This is a genomic window from Sphingomonas sp. PvP018, assembly GCF_017876865.1.
Classification (GTDB): domain Bacteria; phylum Pseudomonadota; class Alphaproteobacteria; order Sphingomonadales; family Sphingomonadaceae; genus Sphingomonas; species Sphingomonas aerolata.
In genome coordinates, this window is sequence record NZ_JAGIOU010000001.1 from 1,010,748 (window position 1) to 1,037,500 (window position 26,753).

A 26,753-nucleotide genomic window follows, 5' to 3' on the forward strand; every position below is an offset into this window, starting at 1 on the left:
CTTAGCAACGAGGCGCAGTTAGCGGCTCTCTAGATCGCCCTCGAAGTCATGATGGCCGAAGCGCGGGTGCGGTTCCTTACGCCCCACTCGCACAGGGGCAGCAGAGCCTCGATCAGCGTCATGCCGAACGGCGTGACGGTGTAATCGACCTTGGGCGGCACTTCGCCATAATCGTGACGAACCACTACGCCTGCCGAAGCGAGTTCACGCAATTGCTGGATCAGCACCTTTTCGCTGATGCCGGCAACCGCCCGCTTGAGATCGCCGAACCGCCTCGGACCCGAGCGGAGATGATACAGGATCAGCGGCTTCCATTTGCCGCCCATGATGGCCAGCGCGACATCGAGGCCACAGTCACTTGCAGGGTCAGATCGGGGAACGTTCATCAAGCCTCTTTGACACTTACCTTTAGGTAGGTTCTACCCGCAGTACCAGTTCCGGTCCATATCCCGGAACCGTGCGCGACGGGATCGATCGTCTTTTCCGTCGCCACGATGGAGCTTGGACATGACCGACACCCCGACCATCCTGATCTATGCAACATATCGCATCCAGCTCAGAGAGGTGGAGGCGTTCCGGGATATCGCTTCGCGCATGTCGAGCGCAGCCAAGCTACGGGACGGCTGTATATTTCTCGACGTTACGGAGGAAGTAGGTGCCGCCGGCACGTTCCGCCTGATTGAAGCCTGGCGAGATCAGGCGGCGTTGAACGCGCACCTCTCCACGCCCGATTTTCAAGCGGTATTCGAAGAAGCCGGGAAACTCGGCATCATCGACCGTCAGGCGGACGCCTATTCGATTTCGGGCAGAGCGGCGCTTGATATGCCGTCCTGACCGGAAAGAACGCGGCATCCGCGTGAACGTCGTCTCGTCCGGGAGGCACTGAAACACGTCTTATTCGGTACAATTTTGGCGCAACGCCGGGAGCTGACGAAGAGCTGATCACAGGCGTTCCACTCCGGCGCCTGGGGCGGCTTGAACTTGTCGCGAGTGCCGTCCTGTTGCTGGCGTCGAGCGAGAGCGGCAAGGGCGCTACGCGAGACTTGGGGATGCTCCGCAACGAGATTACGCGGCAGGCCCCGCCCCCACGGCGAGGCCTGCCGGGGATCAGAACTGCCCGCGGATACCCAGACTGATGCGGCTGCCCGAGGATTCGTATATCGCCGGGAAGGAGGGATCCATCGTATAGCCGGTGGTCTTCGCATTGCCGACGTTGATGCCCTGCAGCTCGACACGGACGTTGCGCGTCACTTGATAGCTGGCGGCGACGTCGAACTGGCCATAGGCATCGCGGTAGACCGGATACATGTTGCGCTCGATCCGCTCCACATAAGCACCCTTGCGGTTGTACGAGACGCGCAGCGACACCGGCCCCTTGTCGTAGAAGACCGTGGCATTGTAGGTCTTGTCAGCAAGGCCGATCGGCGAAGTATCGATGCCGAGGTCGGACTGACCCGTCAGCGAACTGTCGAGGAAGGTGGCGTTGGCGTTGACGCCGAAGCCGTCCGCCCAGTCCGCAATCATGCCGAACGGGATCACTGCGTTCACCTCGACGCCGCTGACCTTGTACGCGCCCTTGGCGTTGACGGGCTGGTAGACGTCGAAGTCATAGACGCCGTTGACCGTGCCGTTGGCGTTGTAGACCGTCACGCCGGGTACCTCACCGGTCAGCTGGCTCTGCACCACACCCTTGATCTTCTTCCAGAAATAGGACGCTGCCAGAATACCGCCGCGCGGGAGATATTGCTCGAGGCCGACTTCCCACTGATCGGCAAGCGTAGGCTTCAGGCCGGGATTGCCATCGGTGTACCGGAAATTGCCGATGCTCGCGATCCGCTTGTACGCCAGGTCGGTCAACGCCGGGCGGATCAGCGTCTTTGACGCAGCAGCGCGCAGAAACAGGCTGTCGGTCAGCTCGGCATGCGCGTTGAACGAGGGCAGGAATTTCTCATATTTGCCGTCGCTTGACACCGGCGCGGGGGTCAGGCCGATCGAGCCGCTCGGGTTCTGGACCTGCTGGAACCCTTCCGAATTGATCGTGGTGCGCAGATAGCGGCCACCCAGATTGACGAACAGCGGCACGGCCACGTCGAATTCGAAATCGACCATCGCATAGCCGGCGATCGTCTCTTCCTTGACCTTGTAATAGTTCGCATCGCTGAACGGCGTGACGAAACCGTCGGGCCGGAAGAAGGCGCGCGCATAGGCGTTCGAGACCTGCGCCCAGCTCAGGTCGCGTGCCTGGTAGTTCTTCCCTCCGACGATGTCGGTGACGGTCTCGAGCGGGCTGTCGCCCAGCTTGCGGGTGTTGACATAGGCGGTGCTGCCGCGGGTCGGACCCTGGATCTTCTCCTCGCCATATTGACGCTCGTTGGTCTTGTCGGTGTAGCGACCACCGAAATTGAAGCGCTTGAGCACCGACGAGTCAAACTGGTAGCTCAGATCGATCTGAGCGGCATATTTGTCGTCCTTGATCTGTTCGCGCGTGGTCTCATAGGCTTCGAACAGATACGAATTCGGCGCATCGTACATGTCGATCGTCTTCGGATTGCCGCTCTGAATCGTTTCGCCGCCATTCTCGGTATAGCGCGTGCGCGAGGGCGCGTAGGCGACGTGCTTCAGATTCGCATAGTCCAGCGTCTTCCTGGCGCCGGAATAGCCACCCAGCGCATTGATCTTCCAATTGCCTGTCGTCCAGTTCATCTCCCCACCGAACTGACGATAGTCGGTCTCGTTGATATATTCCTTGCTCAGGAATTCGTGCTGCGTGTTGGTGTAGGAGACGTCGCGCAGCACGACGATGCCGCTATCGGCGAGCGTCTTGGCATCAAATTCGTGGATCGTCTCGAGCGTCGAATTGCTCGATGCCGAATAGCCGGCAGCGTCATATTCGTCCTCGGTCGTGTCGTATGATCCGAGAAAGGCATCGAACGCGAGGCTGAAATCGTCACTCGGCTTGTACTGCACCGAGCCCGACAGCCCGAGGCGGTTCTGATCGTTCTGATAGACGCGGTCGCCGACCTTATCGAGGAAGACGATTCTGTTCTTGTTGGCTTCGGTGAACGTCACGCCAGCGTCGCGCTGCAATACAGCGATCGCCTGGTTGCGATAGACGGTGTTGGCGCGATCGGTCCAGCGCGCGATCGGGCGGAAGTTGATACCCGAGTTGGAATCGGTGCGATTGGTGCGCTGCTGCTTGGCGACCGAAACCAGCAAGCCAAAATCGCCAAAGGTCTTGCTGGTGAGAAACGAGAAGTTAGGATCGATCTTTTCGGAGATCGAATTATACGCGCCATCAACGCTGCCGACCACGCGAAGCCCGGGGTTGTCGAACGGCCGCGCGGTACGGATCAGCACGGAGCCGGCGATGCCGCCCTCCTCGTCCGCCGCCACCGGCGACTTCTGCACGGTGACCGACTGGATCAGTTCGGACGCGAAGATGTCGAACTCGACGTCGCGGCCGCCCGAGCCCGAGGCCGTCGCCAGCTTGTTGATGGACACGAAGGTGAATTCGCTCGGCAGGCCGCGGACGTTGACGCGCGTGCCGAGGCCGCGTTCGCGTTCGATCGTCACGCCGGGCACGCGCTGCAGCGCTTCGGAGAGATTCTGCTCGGGGAAGTCGGCGATATCGGTGGCGATGATCGAGTCCGAAAAGCCGATCGTGTTGCGCTTCATGTCGATCGCTTCTTCGAGGCTGCGGCGATACCCGGAGACCAGGATCTCGTCGCCCGTATCGGCCTCCTGACTGACGGGCGCCGCTACGGTTTGGGCAGCGGCCGGTGCCACGGACAGTGCTGCGGTCGCGGCTCCCAAGAGCAGGGACGTCATGCGGTCGACATGCTTCAAACTACGGATCATTGTTCGGCTTCCCCCGGTGCTGATATGCCAGTGACACCCCGCGAGGTGATCGCTGGACGTGCGACTTCGCGCCCCGAACGTGTGCGTTCGAGATCATGATAGATTTCATCTAATGGAACGGCAGTCCGCCGGCGGTGATACGTTGGCTTTAGCGCACGCGACGACTATTGATCTGGAAAACCAGACAATTCTTCATGCCGTCGCGTTGCAGCAGCAAGCGTATGCGTCGCTTGATTTTGTCGCTTACATCGGCTTGTCAAAATGACGAACGCCAGCAACGAGCCAAGATCTAAAACATCGCGCCCCCAATTACCGCATCCCGCTCGAGGCTGAATGCGGTAAACTTGTGACGTGCATGTTACGATGCGGCATGACTTGATCGTCACGTCGATGGCTGTGGCATATATTCGGATCAGCACGGCCTATGGCTGGACGTGGTTTTCGCGTCAGGGCCCGAAGCTCCGGAAAGCATTTCCATACCGCTAGGTGTTTGAAAACACCGCGCCTGTCATTCTGGTGCCATCAAACGCAGCTAGGGACAGCGCTTGCAGTAGAGGGTATTCCCGATGTCCAGCGCTACCTCGCTCGTTCCCCATCAAATCGTCGATTGCATGTCGACGGGCCGGTCCCCGACCGCAGCGGACCTGGACAATGTCGCTGCGCGGATGTGGCGCGAAGGCGCGCGTGACCGTTCGGCATTTTCCTGGGGCGAGCTTTCGCCCACGGCGGCCGATCGCATCGTAGCGATGCGGGCCGCGGTTCTCGCGCTGGAGGGTAGCGGTCTACGCTGAGCCGTACCTATCCGGTATTGCGGATCGACGGCGCGTCGCCTCAATTTGCGTGCAACGTCTCGAAGAAGCGCAACAGGGCGGCATCGATTGACGATGCCCCGTCTTCGACCAGCCGTGAGTCCATGCGGACCTTGGCTGCCATTCCCGTCGTGCTTTGCGTCGCGACGGATACCTGTGTCACCAGGCGCCCGATCAGGTCGAGGTCTGTAGCAGTTCCATCCACGTTCCGGCTGATGACCTGGCCGCTCTGCGCCTGTTCGCCAATGCTCGACGCGAGATCATCGGTGCCGCGAGCCATGTCCTCGACCATCGCGCGAATATGCAACAGACCGGCATAGGCTGCGCCGGTGCCGCGTTGCATGCCAGCTATCTGCTCCGCAATCTCACCCGTCGCTTCCGCGGTCTGCGCGGCCAGAGATTTCACGGCGTCGGCAACGACGGCAAACCCCTTTCCTGCCTCGCCGACACGGGCCGCCTCCATGGCGGCGTTCAACGCGAGGAGCTTGGTTCGTGCGGCAATGGTCCTGATGACTCCGACGATCGCACCAATTGCGCGGGCCTCATTCTGGACGTCGGTCATATCCTGTGCGAGCCGGGCTGCGCAGTCCGCGGCCTCTGCGCTGAGATCGGCAGACAGACGTGTACTCTGACTGGACAGACTTATCGCGCCCATAAACTGGGTCGTTGCCGCGGCAATATCCGTCGCTCCGTCGATCGCTCGCCTGACGGCTACGCCGACACTACCAAGCTCGCGCGTCGCGTCGGTCGAATGATCCTCGAGTTCGCCCGATGTCGTGGACAATTGCCCGGCTGCTCCGCGAAGTTCGGCAAGCACGTTCGCTATCTCGCCTTCCAACGTGGTTGCGGCCTGTCGGACGATACGGTCACGTTCCGCCTCGGCGGTCTGTGCCGTGCGCCGCGCATCTTCGATCTGACGTTCGCGCTGAACCTCTGCCAACCGCTGCCGGCTATTATCGGCTTCCAAACGTCCACGCTCCACGACCGAGGCCCGAAAGACTTCGATCGCGCGTGACATCCGACCGATCTCATCGGTTCGTTCTGCGTGCGGCGTGCGACCTTCTGCATTCCCTCCGGCGATCACCGCCAATGTATGTTCGATGTCCAGCAACGGGCGGACAATGGTCCGTTGGACGATCACCACCGTGCCGTATGCGGAAAGTGCGAACAGGATGATGCCTGCCGCGACACTGATCGCGACTTCTTGCCTTTCCATATCATGGGCGGTGCGGAACAGACGCTCGACCTCGACTTCCTGAGACGCGATGAGGGTATCAGCGATCTTGGATGCCATCCGCTCGTTGGGACGGACGTCATCGCGAAAGACCTTCCACGCCCGATCCTGGCGACTCTTCGTGGCGTCATCGGCCATGATCGCCAACTGACGTAATACGATGATCTGACTGGCGATATATGAGCTCCGTGCGCTTAACCCCGCGATCGGATTCCGAACCAGCTGGGCAAGCTGCGTCCGCATCTGGATTGACCGTTTCGCGAATTTCCCATGGATAATCGCAAGTGCGCGAGGATCGCGTTCGAGCAGCAGGTTCAGCGCGTCACGCTGCAACGAGCGGCTGATCGACCGCACCTCGATCAGGTTGATCCGAACGGTCTGGCCGGCATTCGCCGCATCGCGCGCCGTCTGAACACGGTCTCTGGTACCGTGCCCGATCAGGCCCAGCAGGCACACCAGCCCCAGCATGATGGCGACGGGTACCATCAGCCGTGCGACCATGCTCCGCGACCAAAGTCTTAACGTTCGATTTGTCATAGGCGGCCGCTACGGCGCGCATCTTAACTCTGTGTGACAGATGCTGAACAACGCAGGTCTGAAAGACCTGTTGTCAAAAAAAGCGATGACGCCTGCCGTGAAGCAGCAAGCAGTCGCGCATCTCCGGACGGTGCTGAGGATGAGCGAGCGGCGGGCGTATGCTGTCGTCGAAGCGGATCGCACGAGAATGCGCTATCGCTCGTGCCGGGGGATGAAGGCGACCGGCGGTCGCGTCCCAAGCGCGCGCTCGCGGCCGCTACGCTTGCGCACCGTCACCCGCTCCTCGCGATACAACCGATACACCTTCTTCAGGTTCATGCCTGTCCTCTCGCGCCTGAGTAGGATCGCCAGCCGCCGGTAGCCGAACCGACGACGCTCGTTCGCGATCTCGCGCATCCGGACGCGGGCAGCATCGTCCTGCCCGCGAAGCGGCTCATAATGCCATGCCGACCGATTGACCCCGATCAGCCCGCAGGCACGCCCCTCGGAGAAACCGTGGTCAGCCATCAGCTTCTCCACTGAAGCGTAGCGCTCCGCAGACCGGATCGGTTTTTTCCCAGCAGATCCTTCAGCCGGCGGTTCTTGTCCTCAAGCGCCCGCAACCGCGCCGTCTCCGACACGGTCATCCCGCCGTATTTCGCCTTCCAGTTGTAGAACGTCGCGTCACTAATCCCGTGCTTCCGGCACAACTCGGCGGTCTTCACGCCGGCCTCATACTCGCGCAGCACGCCAATGATCCAATCCCCGGCAAATCGGCCTCGCCGCATCACTCGTCTCCATCTGACGAGCAAATTTCCCAATGGCATGATTTTGGGGAGCAGATCCGACCTCGTCGCATTTTCCTAGAAACGGGGACAGCCGCGACGCTTTCCCGCGGTGTCGAGGATGCCGAGGTAGCGCTGGATGCTGGCATCGACCTGCTCTATCCGGCGCCGGATCGTGACCGGCGTGAAATTACGGTCGCGCGCATTCACCCCGCGAAAGCGGCTCCCGTTCACCGCGACCGTGCCGCCCGCAATGAGGCCGAGCTGCCGACACAGGCCGCCTGGATCGCAGCTCATGTTCGCGTCGAAAGTCGGCGACGGTCTTGATATCCGGTGCGAGCTTGCCCGTCACCCACATCAGCTCGACGTTGCGGCCCGCCTCGCGCTCCAGGCGTCGGCTCGACGGAATCTGATTTAGATAGCCGTAGACGTAGAGCTTGAGCAACGTCGCCGGATGATAGCCTGGCCGACCCGTCGCAGCGGCGCCGGCAAACCCCAGCGTCGCCAGATCCAGTTCGTCGACGAACACATCGACGATGCGCACGGTGCTGTCTTCCGTAACTAATCGTGCACGCAGGGCGGCAGAAAAAGCTGCTCCCGGCGGTCACACCCCTCGATGAAACGACCCATCCGACGTCTCCAGATGACGCAGCCAAGTATAGCCTAACAAGACGTTTTCACACTGCCTCGGTGGTAAGCGTGCGGTCGCTTTTGAGTGACTATCGTCGCAAGTGGACCTTCGTTCAGGCGGTCGGGTAAGGGGCCAACCGGCGGGTTTCTGGTCGGACGCGGACCGTCCTGTTCCGGCACGAAGAGCAACGTTTCTGCCGCGTGTTCATGCTCGCGAGCGCGAGTTAAATTGGCTTATCGTCTCGCGCCTATTGCTGGCAAGGTGAACGGGGCGTCAGCCCGTGTGACCGCTGAGCACTGCTCATCCAGGACTGGATCGTATCGCCGTGCGAAGTTGCGATTGAACCATTTCCGGCCGGGCAGACACTAAGGGGCGAACAGGAGGACCGGAGTGACAGGGGTCGGGTCTGCGGCGCCGCGCGCCAAGGACGGACACGGTATCGGCGAGGCCGCGCTGATCGATCGTATCCGTGCGCGCGATCGGCGGGCGTTCGAGATGCTCTATCGCGCGTGGGACGCCCGATTGTCACGCTTCCTCCTCAATTTGTTACGCCGCCCGCATCTCGTGGAGGAGGTGCGGAACGATACCATGATGGTCGTGTGGAACCGGATCGGAGGCTTTAATGGCGAGAGCCGGCTGTCGACGTGGATGTTCGGAATTGCCTATCGCCAGGGCCTCGCGGCGCTGCGCAAGCTGGACGAGGCGGTCGATGACGACCGCTCGGAAGCACTCGCCAGCGACGCGGCGACACCCGAGGAGAACAGCCAGGCGGTCCGCGTGAAGCTGGCGCTGGCCGAAGCCATCGAAGGCTTGTCCGTGTCGCACCGTGCCGTCGTCAACCTGACCTATTACCAGGACTTCAGCTACCGCGAGATTGCCGAAATCATGGAGTGCCCCGTCGATACCGTGAAGACGCGGATGTTCCACGCCCGCCGCCACCTCAAGCAAAGCCTTCCCGGCGATCTGTCGGACTGGCTCTAGAACAGGACGATGACCCAGATCCTTCCCTTCCCCACCGACCGGCATGCCGAGGTGCACCTGCTGCTGCCCTGGTACGTCACCGGGCAGCTGGATGCCGTGGAGAATGCGTTCGTCGCTGAGCATCTTGCCGGGTGCGGTGCGTGCCGCGCGGATCTGGTGCAGGAGCGGCATCTGGCGGATGCGGTGGCGCGGGATACGGGTGAAACCGGCGATAGCTGGGCGGCGATGGCGGCGCGGCTCGACGCGACGAGCAGCGTGTCGGTCGCGACGGCCGCGCCGCGACGCCGCACACGCGATCCGTTGCGTGCGGCACGTCGCGCCGTCATGCGCCCCCGGACGCTACGCTGGGTGGTCGCAGCGCAATTCGTCGCCGTACTCGCGCTCGGCGCGCAGACGCTGACGCAGCGATCCGATGGGCGGCCGGGCGCGTATCATGTGCTGGGCGACGCGGGTGCAACACGCAGCGGCAATGTGCTGGCGATGTTTCGGCCCGAGGCCAGCGAGGCGGCGTTCCGTCGGGCACTCCAGGCAAGCGGCGCGAGACTGGTCGACGGGCCGACCGCGTCCGGCGCCTATGTCCTCGCGGTACCGGGCGGCGCGGGCGGCGCGGCGCTTGCACGGCTGCGGCGCGACGCGGACGTGACGATGGCGGAACCGATCGAACAGGCGCCCGCGAAATGAACCGCGCGCTTCTGCTCCTCGCGCTCGCGATCACGGCCACCCCGTCGATGGCGACCGCGCAACGCCCGGCAGGCGCGGCGGCCGCACCATCGGAAAGCCCCGACGCGATGGTGGATCGCCGCATCCTGGTAATGCTCAGGCTCGCCCCGGAGCACTATCGCCCGGGCACCGACTATGGCGGCGGCTACGGTGATCCGACGAGCGCACAGGCGCGACGACGGCTGGCGGCGCGGATCGCGCGCAAGGAAGGGTTGCGGCTGGAGACCGGCTGGCCGATGCCGATCCTTGGAATCGACTGCATGGTGATGATCGTCCCCGAAGGCCGATCACTCGAGGGAACCGCCGAGCGGATTTCGCACCTGTCAGGCGTCGCCTGGTCACAGCCGCTCCACCGCTACGCGACGCAGGGCCAGGCGCCGGCCTTTTACAATGATCGCCTGTTCCGTGCCCAGCCGGCGACGCGCGGCTGGCAGCTCGCGGCGCTCCACCGGATGGCGACCGGCAACGGCATCACGGTGGCGATCATCGACAGCGGGATCGATGCCGGCCACCCCGATCTTCGTGGGCAATTGATGATCAATCGCGATTTTGTCGCCGATGCCGCAACCGTGGGGGCGGAAACCCATGGGACCGGCGTCGCAGGGATCATCGGGGCGCGGGCGAACAACGCGGTCGGGATCGCGGGTGTTGCGCCTGGTGCGCGCCTCATGGGGCTGCGCGCATGCTGGCAACCCGGCGGCACCGCAGGAACGATCTGCGACACGCTGAGCCTCGCCAAGGCGCTGACCTTCGCGATCGAGCGCAAGGCGCGTGTCGTCAATCTCAGCCTGACAGGGCCGTTCGATCAGCTGCTCGCCCGGCTCGTCCAGGTCGGCATCGCGCGCGGCGTCGCGTTCGTCGCGGCGGTCGATCCCGAGACGGGCTCGGGCTTCCCGGCGGCGCTGCCCGGCGTTGTCGCGGTCGCGGACGATGGAGTGGCGGGAACGCGAACCGGGGTTTACATTGCCCCCGGGCGGGACGTGCCGACCACGGAGCCGGGCGGTCGATGGTATCTGGTCAGTGGAAATTCTTATGCGGCCGCGCATGTCAGCGGGCTGATGGCGCTCATGCAGGAATTGCGCCCCGGCAAGACGGGCCAGTCTTTCGTGTCCGCGCGCAGCGGCGGCGGCGTCATTGATGCGTGCGACACGCTCCAACACCTGGCGCGGTCCGGCAGCGCGCGCTGTTCCGTGCCGAATTAGGCGGCGGCGCGCGCGCGGTCTGCACGGTCTTGCAATATGCTCGATTGGCCTCGGCCCCGTGCCTGCGATGGCGCAAACCGGGTTCGAGATTTCGGTCGCATCGGATGACCGCTTTCGCGGACAGACGGTCAGCGGCGACCGACCGATCGGCACCGCGACGCTGGCCTATGACGATATCCGTGGGCTTTATGCGGGTATTTCGGCGACGGTCGTTGCGACGCGAGACAGCGGCGTCCGGCCGCACCGTTCGGTACAGTATGTCGGTTACGCCAGACGTCTCAACGGCGCGCTGACCTTCGATATCGGCATCACCAATCGGGTCTATAGCCGGTTCTTTACCGGCGACTATGCACGCCGTTTGACCGAAGCCTATGTCGGACTGATCGGGCGGCGCGTGCAGTCGCATCTCTACCTGACGCCCGATTATGACGGCCGCGGCGGCGAAGCGGCCTATGTCGACGTCAACGCGACGCTGGTCGAGCACGGCCCCTGGTCCCTGGCGGGCCATGGCGGGGTCCTGACGCCACCACGCGATCCCGGCAGGCCGCGATTCATCGAGCTCGACTGGCGACTGGGTGTCGCGCGCCGGTTCGATAGACTCGCCATCACCGTGCAATGGGCAGGCAATGGCCCAAACCATGACAACGGACGCTGGCAGAGCGGTCTCATCCTTGGTGCGCGACGCAGTTTCTAAAAAGGTTCCAATGATTTGAACCGTTTTTCGCGCGCGCGACACTAACGCATGTCACCGCCTGCAGCGGTGATGGGATGCGGTCGGAAAGACCTTCGAGCGACGCAAGAACGCCCAATTTCGACAGGATCCGACCCACCGAAACCCGCCGCGGAGTCTAGCTGCGCGGCATGTCAGGAGAAGAAGCATGAAGATCCAGACCGATCTGCACGCCGGCAAACGCGGCGCCGATGATCCCGCCGGCCACATCCGTCGCGGTCGTGGCAGGGACGATCCCAAGCCGCACGCCTGAACCGCTGCGGTTGCGATCTCAGATGATCGTTTCCAGACGAGATGGCCGGACTTGTTCCGGCCATCTCCGCGTCCGGCACGCAATCCCCCTCCTCGTCGCCAGCGTGTTCGGCATCGCGGCGGCCGCTGACGCCGCGGACGTGCCCGCGGCCTATGTCGAGGCACAGTGCGTCGCGAGCCCGCTGCCCTGGCGCGCGGACTGGTGGACGATCTTCGGCTCCCCAGAGCTCGACGCGCTTGTCACGCGGGGCAATACCGATAACGCGGACATCGCGATCATCGCGGCGCGGCTTTCGATCGCACGGGCCGCCGTCCGCACGGCCTCCGCCGAACGGCTGCCGCGGGTTTCCGCGATTGCCGGCGTCGCCGACCAGTCAGGCAATCTTGCCACCGCCAGCGGCGAAAACGGCCGTCTGTTCGAGCTTGGCCTCCGTGCGGCGTGGGAGCCCGACCTATTTGGCGGCCTTGGCAAGGCCGCGCGCGCGGCGCGGCTGGATGCGCGCGCCGCAGAGGCGACGTTGGCCGGTGCGCGGCTCGCGGTGCAGGCGGAGATTGCGCAGACCTATTTCGCGTTGCGCGCGCTCGAGGGCGAGCGCGACGTCCTGGCCAGCGCGATCGGCCGGGCGGCGCGGGCGCTGGCGATCGTTGCGGCACAGGCCGCGCGCGGCAATGCCGCGGCGCGCGACGTCAATCGGCGACAGGTGGAACTTGCCATGCTGCGCGCCGACCTGCTCGCGCGCGACCGCGACCGCGCACTGACCCGGCATGCGCTGGCGTTGCTGGTCGGAGCCGCAGCAATCCCCGACCGTCGCGCCGCACCGGGACTCCTCACGGTTCCCACGATCCCGGCCGGACTGCCGAGCGAGATGCTGCTGCGACGGCCGGACGTCGCGGCGGTCGCGGATGCGGTGGAGGCGGCGCGGTTGCGGCATCGGGCCGCGAAGACCGCATGGTTTCCGGGCTTTGCGCTCACGGGCAATGGCGGGCAGGCCTCGCCGACGCTCGGCGAGCTCCTGTCCCAGACCGCGCAGACGTTCGGTTTCAACCTGATCCTTTCGCTGCCGATCTTCGACGGCGGCCGTACCGCCGCGCGTGTCCGCAGGGCGGCTGCCGAGGAGGAGCTCGCCCAGGCGCAGCAGCGCGACACGATCCTGCGTGCGTTTCGCGACGTGGAGGACCAGCTCGCAGCCACGCGCCTGCTTGCGGCGGAGGAGGCGGTGGCGCGCGAAGCGGCAGATGCGAGCCTTCGCGGCGAACAGCTGGCTGCCCGACGCCTCGCCCGCGGCTCGATCAGCCTGCTCGAGTCGCTCGACACGGCACGCGCGGATCTTGGCGCGCAAACCCGGCTGGTCCGGCTTCGTCATGCGCGGGCGATCGCCACCGTCGGCCTTGTCCGCGCGCTCGGCGGTGGATGGCGGACGACGTCTTCGCCGCCATCCACCCTCACTCCGGCGGGGCAGTGATCGCGGCATGGCCACGCCATTCGCCCGGACGCATAACGCGCTGGCTCGCGAGACGCCGCGCCTGGCACTATTCGCGCTTGCCGTCGCAGCAGCCCTGCTCGCGATCTGGCTGCTGTGGTTCACGCTGGCGTCGGTGACGCTGTACGAGGTGTCGACCAGTGCGCGGCTCGAGGTCGGCAGTGCCCCGAGAGCCGTGTCACCCGCGCAATCTGGGCGGATGATCGCGACGCGGCTCGCGATCGGGCGCCGTGTGACGGCCGGGGACGTGCTGGTCGCGCTTGATGCCGGAACCCAGCGGCTCCGGCTCGCTGAGGCGGAGCGGCGATTGCGCGACTATCCGCGACGTCTGGCGTCGTTCGACCGTGAGATGGCGCTGCTTGAGGATGCCGACGGCGCGGATCGATCGAGCGCGGCGGCGGCAACACGCGCGGCGCACGCGCGCGCGACCGAAGCCGATGCAGCTTGGCGTCTTGCCACGGACATCGCGCGACGCCACTTCGAGGATAGCGAGGCGGGTGGCGTGTCGCAGGCGGACGCCATCCGCGCCCGCGCCGATGCGCGCCGTGCCGCTGCTGCGCGCGATGCACTCGCCGAGGATGCACGTCGCATCGCAACCGAGGCCCAGTCCCGCGGCGGCCGGAACAGTGCGCGCCGCGAGGAGCTCGAACGCATGCGCCTCGCCCTGGCCGACGACCAGGCATCGACCGCGGCGCTTGCCACGCAACTGCGTATCGACATTGCCGGTCGCGTGGTTCGCGCGCCGGTGTCGGGGATCGTCGCGGATGTCCAGGCGGTCGCCCCAGGCGCGATCATCATGGCAGGTCAGCGACTCGCGACGATCCTCCCTGCGGGCGACCTGATCGTTGTTGCGGCGTTCGATCCGGCAAACGGACTGGGTCGGATCCGTCCGGGTCAGCGCGCGACGCTTCGCCTCGCGGGGTATCCCTGGACCGAATATGGCGTCGTGCCGGCACGGGTCGAGCGTGTGGCCGGCGAGTTGCGCGACGGCCGGATGCGGGTCGAGCTGTCCGCGGCACGCGGCGCCATCCGCGGCGTCGCGCTGGCGCACGGACTTGCGGGGTCGGTCGAGGTCGCGGTCGAGCATGTCTCGCCCGCGCGGTTGCTGATGCGGACCGCAGGCGGGGCGCTGCGATGAGCAGTCCGCGGCGATGGCTCGCCCCCGAAGTCGTCCAGACATCGAGCATGGATTGCGGCCCGGCGGCACTCAAGTGCCTGCTCGAGGGGCATGGTATCCCGGTCAGCTACGGACGGCTGCGCGAGGCATGCCAGACCAGCGTCGACGGCACGTCGATCGACACGATCGAAGCCGTCGCCAATCATCTCGGCCTGGCGGCGGAGCAGGTGCTGGTTCCCGCCGACCATGTGATGCTCGCCAGCACAACGCTGCCCGCGATCGTCGTGGTCCGCCATGCCGATGAGGCGACGCATTTCGTCGTGCTGTGGCGGCGCGTTCGCGGCTGGGTGCAGGTGATGGACCCGGCAATCGGACGACGCTGGCTGCGCGAGGCGACGTTCCGCGCCACGATCTACCGGCATGGCACGCGCGTCCCCGCGGCGGCCTGGCACGGATGGGCACGCTCGGCGGAGGCAGCGACGGCGTGGCGCGAACGCCTTGCCGCGATCGGCGTCGCGGGCGGAACGGCGGATCGGCTGCTCGCTACCGTCACTGCTGCGGACTGGCAGCACGCCGCCGCGCTGGATGCAGCAATACGGCTGGTGACGGCGCTGGTCGACGCGCGCGCGCTGCCGCCCGGATCGGATGCCGCACGACTGATCGGGGCGCTCGCCGATCGCGCTGCGGCCGATCCGTTCACGGCGATCCCCGAAACCTATTGGAGCGCGGTCCCCGCCGGGGACGACGCGGTGGTGCGCGGGGCGGTGCTGGTGACCATCGCCGGCAGGCACACCGCCGCCGCGCCCGTCGCCGATCTTCCGCCCGAACTCGCCGCCGCGCTCGCCGAGCCGCCCGCCACGCCGCTCCGGACCCTGGTTGCGATGCTGCGCGCCGACGGCCTGGTCGCGCCGGTAGCACTGATGTTCGCCACGGCGCTCGCGGCGGGCGCGCTGATGCTCGAGGCGCTGCTGTTCCGCGGCCTGATCGACGTCGCGCAGCGGCTGCCGATGGGGCTGGACCGGCTGACCGCTGGAGTCGCGCTGCTCGTGTTCATCGCGGTGTTGATCACGATCGAACTGGCGACGGGATCTGCGGCGCTGCGGATGGGACGGATGCTGGAAGTGCGGCTGCGGATAGCGCTACTCGCAAAGCTGCCGCGGCTGGCCGATCGCTATTTCCAAAGCCGACCGATCAGCGACATGGCGGACCGGAGCCACAATATCAATGGGATCCGCAGTGTCCCCGGCATCGGTCTGCGCTTCGTCGAGACCGTGTTCGAACTCGCCCTGACCGCGCTCGCGATTGCGCTGATCGCCCCGGACAGCGGCCTTGCCGCAATTGGCGTCGCGCTGCTGACGATCGCGATGCCGCTCGTGATCCAGCCGGTACTCAACGAACGCGACTTACGTGTCCGCAATCACGCAGGCGCGCTCCACGGCTTTTATCTGGACGCGATCCTCGGCCTCGCTCCGATCCGCGCGCACGGCGCGCAGCGCGCGGTGGCGCGCCAGCACGAGGGGCTGCTGGTCGAATGGGCGCATGCGATGCGCAGTCTCGCGCGCACCGCGGTTACGGCGGACGGCGCTCAGGCTTTGATCGGCACTTTGGCGGCGGCGGCGCTGGTCGCGAGCCATCTGTCGCGCGGGCGCGGTGTCGGCGGTGCGGACCTGTTGCTGGTGTTCTGGGCGCTGAAGCTTCCGGGCCTGGGATCGCGGCTTGCCGGGCTCGCACAAAGCTATCCGGGCCAGCGCAACGTCCTGCTCCGCCTCGTCGAGCCGCTCGATGCCCGGGAAGAGCCGATCGCCGGCCCGGCGCCGACCGGCGAGGGTCCTGCCGCGATCGCGTTCGATGCGGTCGATGTCGTCGCGGGCGGGCATCCGATCCTGACCGGGCTCAGCGTCCGCATCGCGCCAGGCGAGCATGTCGCGATCGTCGGCACGTCGGGGGCGGGCAAGTCGACGCTGCTGGGCGTCCTGCTCGGCTGGCATGTGCCTGCGGCAGGAACTGTCACGATCGATGGGGCACCGCTCTGCGCGGTGGCGTTGCGCGCGACGACGGCCTGGGTCGATCCGGCGATCCAGCTGTGGAACTGCTCGCTGCTCGACAACCTGCTCTACGCCGCGACCGACGACGCGATCGGTCAGGTCGGGCCCGTGATGGCGGCGGCGCGGCTGCGCGGGATCGCGCGCGCCCTGCCCGAAGGACTGCAGACGATGCTCGGCGAAGGCGGCGGACTGCTGTCGGGCGGCGAGGGACAGCGCGTCCGGTTGGGGCGAGCGCTGATGGTCGCCGATCCCAGGCTGGTGCTGCTCGACGAGCCATTTCGCGGGCTCGATCGTGGTCAGCGTGAGACGCTGCTCGCCGAAGCACGCGTATGGTGGGCCGAGACGACGCTGCTGTGCGTCACCCATGATCTCGCGGAAACGCAGGCGTTCGATCGGGTCCTCGTGATCGAGGACGGGCGGCTAGTCGAGGACGGTGCACCGGCGGTGCTTGCCGCGGCCCCGTCGCGCTACCGCGACCTGCTCGACGCGGAAACAGCGGTGCAGGATGCGCTGCGCGAGGGCGCGGCGTGGCGGCAACTGACGATGGTCGATGGCCTGGTCGTGGAACCCGCATCATGACCGATCTCGCCCCCCATTGGTGGCCGCTTGCCCGGCTCGGCGAGGCGATCGAGGCGCTGGCGCTAGATGCCGGGCTGATCCGCGACCCGCCGACCGATCCGCTGGTCGTTCCCGCCGCCTTCGCGCTCGAGGACGTGCCAAGGTGGACAGAATGGGCGGCGGCGCGGCTGGGAGTGGAGGTGGTCGAAGTCGAGACACCGGCCTCCGCGATCGACGCCGTGCTGGCAAGCGGCGGGCCCGCGATCCTGCTGGATGACACGGCGGAAAGCCCGGGTTTCTTTGCGCTCGCCGGCCGGCGACGCGGCGGCGTGCTGCTGCTCGATCGGCATGCGCACCGTCGCCGCGTACCGATCGCGACGCTGCGCGATCGCCTCGTCGAGCCGGTCGCCGCAGAACACCGCGCGGCGGTCGATGAACTGCTCGATCGCGCCATGATCCAGCCACAGCGTCGTCCGCGCGCCGCGGCCGCGCTGCTCCACGAACGGCTGCAGGCCGAACGGATCGGCGGAATCAGCCTGCTCCGCGCGCCGGCCTCCGCACCGGTCTGGCGGCAGATGCGGCTGGACGGCAGCCTGCGCACGCTCGCGCTGATCGTTGCGGCGTTCGTCGCACTCTACGTGCTGGAGATCGCAGGGTGGCGGGTGATCGGCGAAGGCGTTCTGGCGGGCAAGGTCGATTCCGGCTGGCTGCTCGGCTGGATGGTGATCCTGCTCACCGCCGTCGTTGCGCAGACCGCGAGCGCGTGGTGCGAGGCGAGCCTCGCGGTCGACCTCGGACGGATCATGAAGGCGCGGCTGCTCGCCGGCGCGCTCGCGTTGCGACCCGACGCGATCAAGCGCAGCGGTGTCGGCCAGATGATCGGTCGCGTGATCGAGGCGCAGGCGCTCGAGGCGCTCACCTTCAACGGTGGTATCGGGGTGCTGCTCGCGGGGATCGAACTCGTCTTCACTGCATGGGTCCTCGCCCATGGCGCAGCGCCGGCCGCGCATCTGACCCTGCTGGTCGGCTGGGTCGTGCTGACCGGGTTGCTTGGCTGGCGGTATTTCGTGCGGATGCGTCAGTGGTCGGGGGAGCGTCTGGACATGACCAACGCGCTTATCGAGGCGATGGTCGGACATCGGACCCGGTTGGCCCAGGACCGCGCTGCGCGCCGGGACGCGCAGGACGACGCGGTGGTGCAGCGCTATCTCACGACATCGGCGGCGATGGATGGCGCGAGCATTGTCGGCATCACCGCGCTGCCATCGATCTGGCTGCTGGCGGGCATCGCCGCCCTCGTCCCGGCCTTCGCGGGACAACCGGTGCCGTCGCCCGTGACGCTGGCAATAAGCCTCGGCGGGCTGCTTCTCGGCCAGCGCGCTTTCGGCGGGATCGCCGGCGGTTCGGCTGGGCTCGCACGCGCTGCGATCGCCTGGTGGCGGGTGCGCGATCTCTTTGCCGCGGCGCGCGGCGGAGAGGTCACCGTGACCCGGCGAACCGACGGTATTGCAGACGAGGACCGCCCGGTGATCGAGGCCGAGGGACTTATGTTTCGCTATCCCGGTGCCGATCGCCGAGTCGTCGATCGCGCGAACCTGACGATCAGGCACGGTGAGAAGATCCTGCTCGACGGCGCATCGGGCGGCGGAAAGTCCACGCTGGCAGCATTGCTGACCGGACTGGAGACGCCGACATCGGGCCTGCTGCTGCTCGACGGGCTCGACAAGGCGACGCGGGGCGACGCCTGGCACCGTCTGGCCGCCGCCGCGCCGCAGTTTCACGACAACCACATCCTGTCGGGATCGCTCGCCTTTAACCTGCTGATGGCGCGCAGCTGGCCACCCACGTCCGCCGATCTCGCCGATGCGACGGAACTATGCGAGGAGCTTGGTCTGGGGGATCTGCTGTCGCGGATGCCGGGCGGGATCGAGCAACAGGTGGGCGAGACCGGCTGGCAGTTGTCGCATGGCGAGCGGAGCCGCATCTTTCTCGCGCGTGCGTTGCTGCAGCGCGCATCGCTCACGATTCTCGACGAGAGCTTCGCGTCGCTGGATCCACAGCGTCTTGGTCAATGCCTCGCCGCGGCGATCGGCCGGTCGCAGGCCCTGGTCGTCATCACGCATCGATGACCGCGCATATTCGACTATGTCAGCGTCGCGCTCAGCGCGTCGATTGGAGCCTCAGGGTATCGTCAGATCTCGGACAGAATTCTGTGGAAGCCAGACTTTTACAAGCCGCTTGGGAGTAACCTGTCTGTGGTTCTAGGCACCTGATGCCTTAGATGCCATTCGAAATATTTGTATCCAGGTCGTTGGTACACATATCGGTCAATGCTCGCTTACTTCGTCCAGTAGACTGGCCAACGCGCGCGACCGCTCTTTTCCGACGAGAGCGGCCTCTACGCCGAAGCGCGTGAGGCGTGACTGGCCGAGAAGATCGCAAAGCGTCGCGGCTTGCCTCTGCGTAAACTACGTAAATCTAGCCCATGATCCTTGACCTAAACTGGCCCGATCCAACGAGGTGGCCATGATCAAGACAATTCTCGCAATCGTGGAGGGCCCCGTCCGCGGTAGCAGCTTTATCGACGCGGTCCTTGGCTTAGCCGACCAGCGGCAGGCGCATATGATCTTCGATGTCCTAACCGCGGCACCCATGCTGTCGCCTAATCTTGCCCCGTTCGGCACGGTGTACACATTGTCCAGCGAACTTCGGCAACTGGTCCGCGACCATGCCAGCAGCCTGCGCGCGCTCCTGCCGCCCGACAGCCAAGCGGAGATCGTGTCGCAATGCGACGATGTCGGGTGGATCCCCGGCGACGTCCGCGCCAGCGCGCCTCTCGCGGATCTCGTCATGATCGGTCCGCACGAGTCCTGGTCGATCGATTGGCTCCGCCGCCGGACAATCGAGACCGTATTAATGGCCTCGGGCACGCCCTTGTTGCTGCTGCCGCCGGGCCGCTCGATCCGCAACGTCGGTCACGCCGTGCTCGGCTGGAAGCCCGGGCCGACTGCGATGCGCGCCTTGCAGAATCTCGTCCGGCTCGCCGCGCCCGGTGCGCGGATCGATGTCGTTGCGATTAAACACGGTCTGGCCGATCAGCCGGAAACCGCGCTCGAACCGGTCCTCGCGCTGTTGCATCGCCACGGTTTCGACGTCGAGGGGCATGCGCTCGACCGGAGCGGGAAAGCGCAGGATCGGCTGACCAGCTTCGCGCTCGATCGCGGTGCCGACCTTCTCGTTGTCGGCGGCTTTGCGCATTCACGGATGCGCGAGATCGTGCTCAGCGGCGTCACGCGCAGTCTGATCGACGATCCGCGTTTGCCCGTTCTCATGGCGCACTGAATGCCCGGCACGGCCACGCTGTCCGTCGATGCCGATCGCAGCGGACTGTCCAGCGCGGTCGCCGCCGAACGGCTTTTACGCGACGGCCCCAACGAATTGCCGCGCGCCGACCGGCGGTCAGTCTTGCGGCTCGCGCTGGACGTGCTGCGCGAGCCGATGCTGGCGCTGCTGCTCGCCGGCGGTGTCGCCTATATGCTGCTCGGCGATCTTGCCGAAGCGCTGATCCTGCTGGCCTTCGCGACGTTTTCGATCGTTGTGACGGTGGTCCAGGAAAGCCGCACCGAACATGTGCTCGATGCGCTACGCGATCTCTCCGCACCGCGTGCGCAGGTCGTCCGCGATGGTGCGCGGCAGCACATCGCCGCGCGCGAGGTGGTGTGTGGCGATATCCTCGTGCTCGAACAGGGGGACCGGATCGCCGCCGATGCGCTGCTGTTCGACGCCGACGATCTCCAGACCGACGAGTCGCTCCTCACAGGCGAATCGCTGCCCGTGGGCAAGCTCCCGGCCGCGGGTGCCGCCGTCGCGGAGCCCCGCCGTCCCGGTGGCGAAGGCCAGCCCTTCGTCTATTCGGGCTCGCTCGTCACACGCGGCAATGGGCTTGCACGCGTTCTCGCGATCGGGCCACGCACCGAGGTGGGATGGATCGGCCAGTCGCTGGCGAGGCTGGAGACCGAGGCACCGCGTTTGCGCCGCGAGACGACCCGGATCGTGACCTGGTGCGGGATCGGCGGCGGCGCTGTCGCGCTACTGGTCGTTTTGTTGTTCGGGCTGCTGCGCGGCGGCTGGATCGAGGCGCTGCTGGCCGGGATAGCGATCGGCATGGCGATGCTGCCGGAGGAGTTTCCCGTCGTCCTGACGGTGTTTCTGGCGATGGGAGCGTGGCGGATCGGCAAGCTCGGCGTGCTCACCCGCCGCGCGGCCGCGATCGAGACGCTGGGATCGGCCACGGTCCTGTGCACCGACAAGACGGGCACGCTGACCGAAAACCGCATGTCGGTCGCCGAGCTTTGGTTGCCCTCTACAGCCACGCTCGTGCTCGCGGGGGACACGCAGGTGACGCCCGCCTATCACGCGCTGCTCGCTACCGCCGCGCACGCCAGCGCAATGGAGCCGAGTGATCCGATGGAAATTGCGCTGCAGGACGCGTGGTCTACGGTGGCAGCGTCGTCGTCGCCTCATGGGACGATAGTGCACACTTACGCGCTGCGGCCTGAATTGCTGGCGATGTCAAACGTGTGGGACGACGGCGATGCGCCGTGCATTGCGGCAAAGGGCGCGCCCGAAGCAATCGCCAGCCTGTGCGATCTCTCTCCCGATCAGCACGCAGCGATGACCGCCGCGGTCGACGCCATGGCGGTGCGCGGCATTCGCGTCCTCGCTGTCGCGAGCGCGGCACCGCCGGATCGCGACTGGGCGCAAACGCAGCACGGCTATCGCTATCAATTGGTCGGGCTGGTCGGACTGGCCGATCCGATCCGCGCCAGTGTTCCGGGTGCGGTCGCCGAGTGTCGTCGCGCAGGAATTCGTGTCGTGATGATCACCGGCGATTATGCCGCGACCGCGCGCTCGATCGCGCGGCAGGCGGGAATCGCCGAGGGCGAGGTCCTGACCGGCGCGGACCTCACGACGCTCGACGATGCCCAGCTCGCGTCACAGCTGCCAGCTGTGACGGTGTTCGCGCGGATAATGCCCGAGCAGAAGCTGCGCATCGTCGACGCATTCAGGGCCGCGGGCGAGATCGTCGCCATGACGGGTGACGGCGTCAACGACGCGCCCTCGCTCAAGGCGGCGCATATCGGTGTGGCGATGGGCAAGCGCGGGACGGACGTAGCGCGCGAAGCCGCCGCGATCATACTGATCAATGACGACTTCGGCGCGATCGTCCAATCGGTGCGGCTGGGCCGACGGATCTACGACAATATCCGCAAGGCGATGGCGTTCATCTTTGCGGTGCACGTGCCGATCGCCGGGCTCGCGCTGCTGCCGCTGTTCTTCGGCATGCCGATCCTGTTCGGGCCGATCCATATCGCCCTGCTCGAAATGGTGATCGATCCGGTCTGCACCCTCGTGTTCGAAGCCGAGCGGGACGAGGAAGACGTCATGCGCCGCCCGCCACGCGCGCCGTCCGAGGCGCTGTTCTCCATGCCGATGATTGTCTGGAGCGTGTTCCAGGGCGGGCTTGCCTTCGCCATGCTGGCGACAGTGTTTCTAGTCGAGCAAGCGGCCGGGATGCCGGAGCGCGAGCTTCGCGCATTAATTTTCTTTGCGCTGATCGCCGAAATCCTCGCGCTGATCCTGGTCAACCGGTCGTTCAGCGCGTCGATGCGCGATGCGCTGGTCCGCCACAATGCAGCACTCCGCTATTTCGTCGCAGCGATTGCCTGCGTGACAGGTCTGATCCTGTTTCTGCCCCGTGCGCAGATGCTGCTGAAGTTCGGCTTGATCGCCTGGAGCGATATGACGCTGGCGCTCGGCATGGGCATCGGGCTGCTCGCCATACTCGAAGCGTGCAAGCCGCTGATCCGCAAGGCGACGCCGCGCAGGCGGAGCGATCCAGCCAGTCGAGCCCTTGTCGTGCAATGATCGACGCTTTTTCAGGCACAACCCCTCGCCGGCCTGCCCGTTTACCTTTGCTCTGTTGGGCAGACGAACCATCGGGGTTTTTTGGTCGATCGCTTTGCTTAGTGGCGCGCCTCTAAGCTGCAATCGCTAGGAGTTTCTGGAGTCGACCATGCTTGGCTGCTTGGGCCGGCGGTCAAACGCCGTGTACGCAGTTGTGACCACGGGGCGTTTGGATGCGATCAGATCTAGCGATGGGAGGCAGGATTGTCGGCTGACGGCAGCAGATCATTCGCGTCTGCGCTTCGCGAAAACGCCGGATGTCGTCGTTTCCTTCCCAGTCACCATACTCATGAGGACGTGGTGATCAGGGAGATGAGCGATTGTGCAAGGTCGGGTAGCGGGGGAGGATGCGCGAATGTCCAGGTTTGGGTCGTTCTCGCCGGTGCATATTCTGACACCACAGCTACGCGAAGAACGCGGCGACGTCGGTGGCACCGAAGACCGTTGGTTAACGGATTGCGACGTGTTCGATCGGGGGAACAGAGCAAGATCAAGCGGCATGGATCGTAATTCTGTGGGGAGGTTGGAGACGTGTTGACGGCGGTTCCCGGTCGGGGAGGATACCGTCCTAGCCGCCCTCTCCGCTCCAAGATCTCGCGCTGGAGCCTGCACGCCTGCCGGTACGCGAACTCGCGCGCTTGCATAATGCGGAACGCAAGGCAGTCGCGACCAGCACGCGGCCGCGACCGTGAAGGCGCTGGTGGCAGCGGTGGCGGCAAGCGGTATCGACATCGTCTATGCCGACACCTTTATCGCGAGAGGGTCTAACAGCTTACCGCAGTGTTCCCGGACGATTCGCTGAAGGCACAGGCGTTCGAGCGCATCCGTTCGCTGATCGACACCGTGGTGTCAAAACCGGAAAACGGCGTACTTACGATCCATCTTCGCGGCGAGTTTGCGTCAATGCTAGAGCTAAGCGCTGGAGCGGAAACGCAAAAAGCCTCCGCGGGGATTCCCTCAAAGGCGTTGCAAATGAAGATGGTTGCGGGGACAGGATTTGAACCTGTGACCTTCAGGTTATGAGCCTGACGAGCTACCGGGCTGCTCCACCCCGCGACGGTCCGGTTAGGGACGTAAGGGTAGATGAGATTGTGAATGGGTTTTGATATCGTGTGATGCATGTCGCACGGGCTTCAATGCCTGGCGACGACCTACTCTTCCATCGCTTGAGCGATAGTACCATTGGCGCAGGCGGGTTTCACGGCCGAGTTCGGAATGGGATCGGGTGGGACACCGACGCTATAGCCACCAGGCAATGGAGCCGGTGCGACATGCGTCACTGTGATATCTGGGTCCCTCACCTTAGGCTTTGCAGCTTGGGTGAGGGTTTTAAAATCGATACCGTGCAAGGTTTGTAGTGTGGTGACCAATCCCTCGACGGCGAGGGGATTGGCGATCTGGCGTCGTCTTAATCATCCGCACCGTCTCTGACGCTGGGTTACCCCAGTGTTGTCATTGATGGTGTGAGACTCTCAAGCGCGAATAGAGCAATTAGTATCGGTTAGCTCCATGCGTTACCGCACTTCTACATCCGATCTATCAACGTCGTGGTCTCCGACGGCTCTATGAAATCTTATCTCGAGGGAGGCTTCCCGCTTAGATGCTTTCAGCGGTTATCCCGTCCATACATAGCTACCCAGCTGCGCTCTTGGCAGAACGACTGGTACACCAGAGGTATGTTCAACCCGGTCCTCTCGTACTAGGGTCAACTCCTCTCAAATTTCGACGCCCACGGCAGATAGGGACCAAACTGTCTCGCGACGTTCTGAACCCAGCTCACGTACCACTTTAATTGGCGAACAGCCAAACCCTTGGGACCTGCTCCAGCCCCAGGATGTGATGAGCCGACATCGAGGTGCCAAACAACCCCGTCGATATGAGCTCTTGGGGGTTATCAGCCTGTTATCCCCGGCGTACCTTTTATCCGTTGAGCGATGGCCCTTCCACGAGGGACCACCGGATCACTATGACCGACTTTCGTCTCTGCTCGACTTGTCAGTCTCGCAGTCAGGCGGGCTTATGCCATTGCACTCTAACAGACGGTTTCCGACCGTCCTGAGCCCACCATTGCGCGCCTCCGTTACTCTTTAGGAGGCGACCGCCCCAGTCAAACTACCCGCCACAGAGGGTCCCTGTTCCGGCTTACGGAACGAGGTTAGACATCAGAAACAAACAGGGTGGTATTTCACCTATGGCTCCACATCAGCTGGCGCCGATGCTTCAAAGCCTCCCACCTATGCTACACAGTTTCTTCCTAATGCCACTCTGAAGCTGCAGTAAAGGTGCACGGGGTCTTTCCGTCTAACCGCGGGTACTCCGCATCTTCACGGAGAATTCAATTTCGCTGAGCATGTCCTGGAGACAGTGGGGAAGTCGTTACGCCATTCGTGCAGGTCGGAACTTACCCGACAAGGAATTTCGCTACCTTAGGACCGTTATAGTTACGGCCGCCGTTTACCTGGGCTTCATTTCAGAGCTTGCACCCCTCCACTTAACCTTCAGGCACCGGGCAGGCGTCAGGCCCTATACGTCGTCTTGAAGCCGACTTAGCAGAGCCCTGTGTTTTTGCTAAACAGTCGCTACCCCCTGGCCTGTGCCCCCTCAAAGTGCTTGCGCATAGTGAGGGCCTCCTTCTTCCGAAGGTACGGAGGCAATTTGCCGAGTTCCTTCAGGACACTTCTCTCAAGCGCCTTGGTATACTCTACCTGACCACCTGTGTCGGTTTCGGGTACGGTCTATACGGTGGGGCTATTTCCTGGAACCATTTCGAAGCCATCCCAATCCGATAAGGGATGACAACACACATGATCCGTCACACACCACCAGGCCCACGAATATTAACGTGGTTCCCATCGACTACCCCCTTCGGGCTCGTCTTAGGGGCCGGCTCACCCTGCGCGGATTAGCCTTGCGCAGGAACCCTTGGTCTTTCGGCGAGAGGGCATCTCACCCTCTTTATCGCTACTCATGTCTGCATTCGCACTTCCGATACCTCCACGACCCATTACCAGATCGCTTCACAGGCTTACGGAACGCTCCGCTACCGCGTACCACATAAGTGGCACACCCTAAGCTTCGGCACGTATCTTGAGCCCCGTTACATCTTCGCCGCAGGACCTCTTGTTTAGACCAGTGAGCTGTTACGCTTTCTTTAAAGGATGGCTGCTTCTAAGCCAACCTCCTGGTTGTTTTGGAAGTCCCACATGCTTTCCCACTTAGATACGATTTGGGGGCCTTAGCTGTAGGTCAGGGCTGTTTCCCTTTTGACGACGGACCTTAGCACCCGCCGTCTGTCTCCCGCATATCACTCTTAGGTATTCGGAGTTTGGTTAGGTTTGGTAGATCTCGCGACCCCCTAGCCCATCCAGTGCTCTACCCCCTAAGGTGTTCGTGCGAGGCACTACCTCAATAGTTTTCGCGGAGAACCAGCTATTTCCCGGCTTGATTGGCCTTTCACCCCTAAACACAACTCATCCGGTAACTTTTCAACGTTAATCGGTTCGGACCTCCAGTGCATGTTACTGCACCTTCATCCTGGTCATGCCTAGATCGCCGGGTTTCGGGTCTAATACATCAAACTCTGGCGCCCTATTCAGACTCGCTTTCGCTGCGCCTACACCTATCGGCTTAAGCTTGCTTGATACATTAAGTCACAGACCCATTATGCAAGAGGTACGCTGTCAGGCCATAAAAGCCCTCCAACTGCTTGTAGGCAATCCGTTTCAGGTACTGTTTCACTCCCCTCATCGGGGTGCTTTTCACCTTTCCCTCACGGTACTAGTTCGCTATCGGTCATGTACGAGTATTTAGGCTTGGAGGGTGGTCCCCCCATGTTCAGACAGAATTTCACGTGTTCCGCCCTACTCG

The 26,753-nt window shown here is 64.5% G+C and carries 17 protein-coding genes, 1 tRNA gene, 2 rRNA genes and 2 pseudogenes (1 of these 22 only partly in view); 13 read left to right on the forward strand and 9 right to left on the reverse strand.

Annotated features, from left to right (window positions below; genetic code table 11):
- Positions 1-29: 29 nt before the first annotated feature.
- Complete coding sequence (locus J3A66_RS04210; protein WP_209567376.1) at positions 30-386, reverse strand: helix-turn-helix domain-containing protein; 357 nt, start codon at positions 384-386, stop codon at positions 30-32.
- A 121-nt stretch (positions 387-507) separates the two neighbouring features.
- Between J3A66_RS04210 and J3A66_RS04215 the strand changes: the two genes are divergently transcribed.
- Entirely contained in the window at positions 508-834 is a 327-nt protein-coding gene (locus tag J3A66_RS04215; RefSeq protein WP_209567378.1) for a putative quinol monooxygenase, read from the forward strand.
- A gap of 273 nt (positions 835-1,107) precedes the next feature.
- Here the strand turns inward: J3A66_RS04215 and J3A66_RS04220 are convergent, their stop codons facing one another.
- The gene (locus tag J3A66_RS04220) at positions 1,108-3,858 is read right to left on the reverse strand and encodes a TonB-dependent receptor (protein ID WP_209567380.1); all 2,751 of its coding nucleotides are present in this window, start codon (positions 3,856-3,858) and stop codon (positions 1,108-1,110) included.
- Between the two features lie 112 nt (positions 3,859-3,970).
- Here J3A66_RS04220 and J3A66_RS04225 point away from each other — a divergent pair, with 112 nt between their 5' ends.
- Entirely contained in the window at positions 3,971-4,123 is a 153-nt protein-coding gene (locus J3A66_RS04225) for a hypothetical protein (RefSeq protein WP_209567382.1), read from the forward strand.
- 566 nt (positions 4,124-4,689) lie between these two features.
- Here J3A66_RS04225 and J3A66_RS19405 read toward each other — a convergent pair.
- On the reverse strand, positions 4,690-6,402 hold the full coding sequence (locus J3A66_RS19405) for a methyl-accepting chemotaxis protein (RefSeq protein WP_209567383.1): 1,713 nt from the start codon (positions 6,400-6,402) through the stop codon (positions 4,690-4,692).
- A gap of 76 nt (positions 6,403-6,478) precedes the next feature.
- Between J3A66_RS19405 and J3A66_RS19200 the strand changes: the two are divergent.
- Positions 6,479-6,640: pseudogene (locus J3A66_RS19200) on the forward strand (IS3 family transposase); the annotation flags it as partial.
- Here the strand turns inward: J3A66_RS19200 and J3A66_RS19410 are convergent.
- From J3A66_RS19410 to J3A66_RS04245, 3 genes and pseudogenes are all read right to left on the reverse strand, one after another.
- On the reverse strand, positions 6,631-6,945 hold the full coding sequence (locus tag J3A66_RS19410) for an IS3 family transposase (protein WP_159043664.1): 315 nt from the start codon (positions 6,943-6,945) through the stop codon (positions 6,631-6,633). The pseudogene J3A66_RS19200 and the gene J3A66_RS19410 sit on opposite strands and share 10 nt — an antisense overlap.
- Positions 6,945-7,244 (reverse strand): transposase, encoded by a 300-nt coding sequence (locus J3A66_RS04240; RefSeq protein ID WP_348633987.1) that lies wholly within the window; start codon positions 7,242-7,244, stop codon positions 6,945-6,947. Before J3A66_RS04240 ends, J3A66_RS19410 begins: the two co-directional genes overlap by 1 nt.
- Positions 7,245-7,301: 57 nt before the next feature.
- Positions 7,302-7,832 (reverse strand): annotated as a pseudogene (locus J3A66_RS04245) (transposase); the annotation flags it as partial.
- 391 nt (positions 7,833-8,223) lie between these two features.
- Here J3A66_RS04245 and J3A66_RS04250 point away from each other — a divergent pair.
- From J3A66_RS04250 to J3A66_RS04295, 10 genes are all read left to right on the forward strand, one after another.
- Positions 8,224-8,814: a sigma-70 family RNA polymerase sigma factor gene (locus J3A66_RS04250; protein WP_348633988.1), complete on the forward strand. Its 591-nt coding sequence runs from the start codon at positions 8,224-8,226 to the stop codon at positions 8,812-8,814.
- Between the two features lie 9 nt (positions 8,815-8,823).
- Positions 8,824-9,495 (forward strand): zf-HC2 domain-containing protein, encoded by a 672-nt coding sequence (locus tag J3A66_RS04255; protein ID WP_209567387.1) that lies wholly within the window; start codon positions 8,824-8,826, stop codon positions 9,493-9,495.
- Complete coding sequence (locus J3A66_RS04260) at positions 9,492-10,736, forward strand: S8 family serine peptidase (protein WP_209567389.1); 1,245 nt, start codon at positions 9,492-9,494, stop codon at positions 10,734-10,736. The genes J3A66_RS04255 and J3A66_RS04260 overlap by 4 nt, the downstream gene beginning before the upstream one ends.
- A gap of 67 nt (positions 10,737-10,803) precedes the next feature.
- Positions 10,804-11,430, forward strand: coding sequence for a TorF family putative porin (locus J3A66_RS04265; protein ID WP_209567392.1), 627 nt, complete (start codon positions 10,804-10,806; stop codon positions 11,428-11,430).
- 311 nt (positions 11,431-11,741) lie between these two features.
- Positions 11,742-13,181: an efflux transporter outer membrane subunit gene (locus J3A66_RS04270; protein ID WP_209567394.1), complete on the forward strand. Its 1,440-nt coding sequence runs from the start codon at positions 11,742-11,744 to the stop codon at positions 13,179-13,181.
- A 7-nt stretch (positions 13,182-13,188) separates the two neighbouring features.
- Entirely contained in the window at positions 13,189-14,337 is a 1,149-nt protein-coding gene (locus J3A66_RS04275; protein ID WP_209567395.1) for an HlyD family efflux transporter periplasmic adaptor subunit, read from the forward strand.
- Complete coding sequence (locus tag J3A66_RS04280) at positions 14,334-16,940, forward strand: cysteine peptidase family C39 domain-containing protein (protein WP_209567397.1); 2,607 nt, start codon at positions 14,334-14,336, stop codon at positions 16,938-16,940. Before J3A66_RS04275 ends, J3A66_RS04280 begins: the two co-directional genes overlap by 4 nt.
- The gene (locus J3A66_RS04285) at positions 16,937-19,048 is read left to right on the forward strand and encodes an ABC transporter ATP-binding protein (protein ID WP_209567399.1); all 2,112 of its coding nucleotides are present in this window, start codon (positions 16,937-16,939) and stop codon (positions 19,046-19,048) included. The genes J3A66_RS04280 and J3A66_RS04285 overlap by 4 nt, the downstream gene beginning before the upstream one ends.
- Before the next feature lie 397 nt (positions 19,049-19,445).
- Positions 19,446-20,261 carry a universal stress protein gene (locus J3A66_RS04290; RefSeq protein ID WP_209567401.1) on the forward strand — a complete coding sequence of 272 codons (816 nt, stop codon included), beginning with the start codon at positions 19,446-19,448 and terminating at the stop codon, positions 20,259-20,261.
- Positions 20,262-22,847, forward strand: a complete 2,586-nt coding sequence (locus J3A66_RS04295) for a cation-translocating P-type ATPase (RefSeq protein WP_209567403.1) — start codon at positions 20,262-20,264, stop codon at positions 22,845-22,847.
- Between the two features lie 1,018 nt (positions 22,848-23,865).
- On the opposite strand, the gene J3A66_RS04300 is transcribed toward J3A66_RS04295, so the two are convergent.
- The 3 genes from J3A66_RS04300 to J3A66_RS04310 all read right to left on the reverse strand — a co-directional run.
- Positions 23,866-23,942, reverse strand: a tRNA-Met gene (locus J3A66_RS04300).
- A gap of 82 nt (positions 23,943-24,024) precedes the next feature.
- Positions 24,025-24,139, reverse strand: a 5S ribosomal RNA gene (gene rrf, locus J3A66_RS04305).
- Positions 24,140-24,357: 218 nt separating this feature from the next.
- A 23S ribosomal RNA gene (locus tag J3A66_RS04310) occupies positions 24,358-26,753 on the reverse strand; it runs 401 nt beyond the window's last position.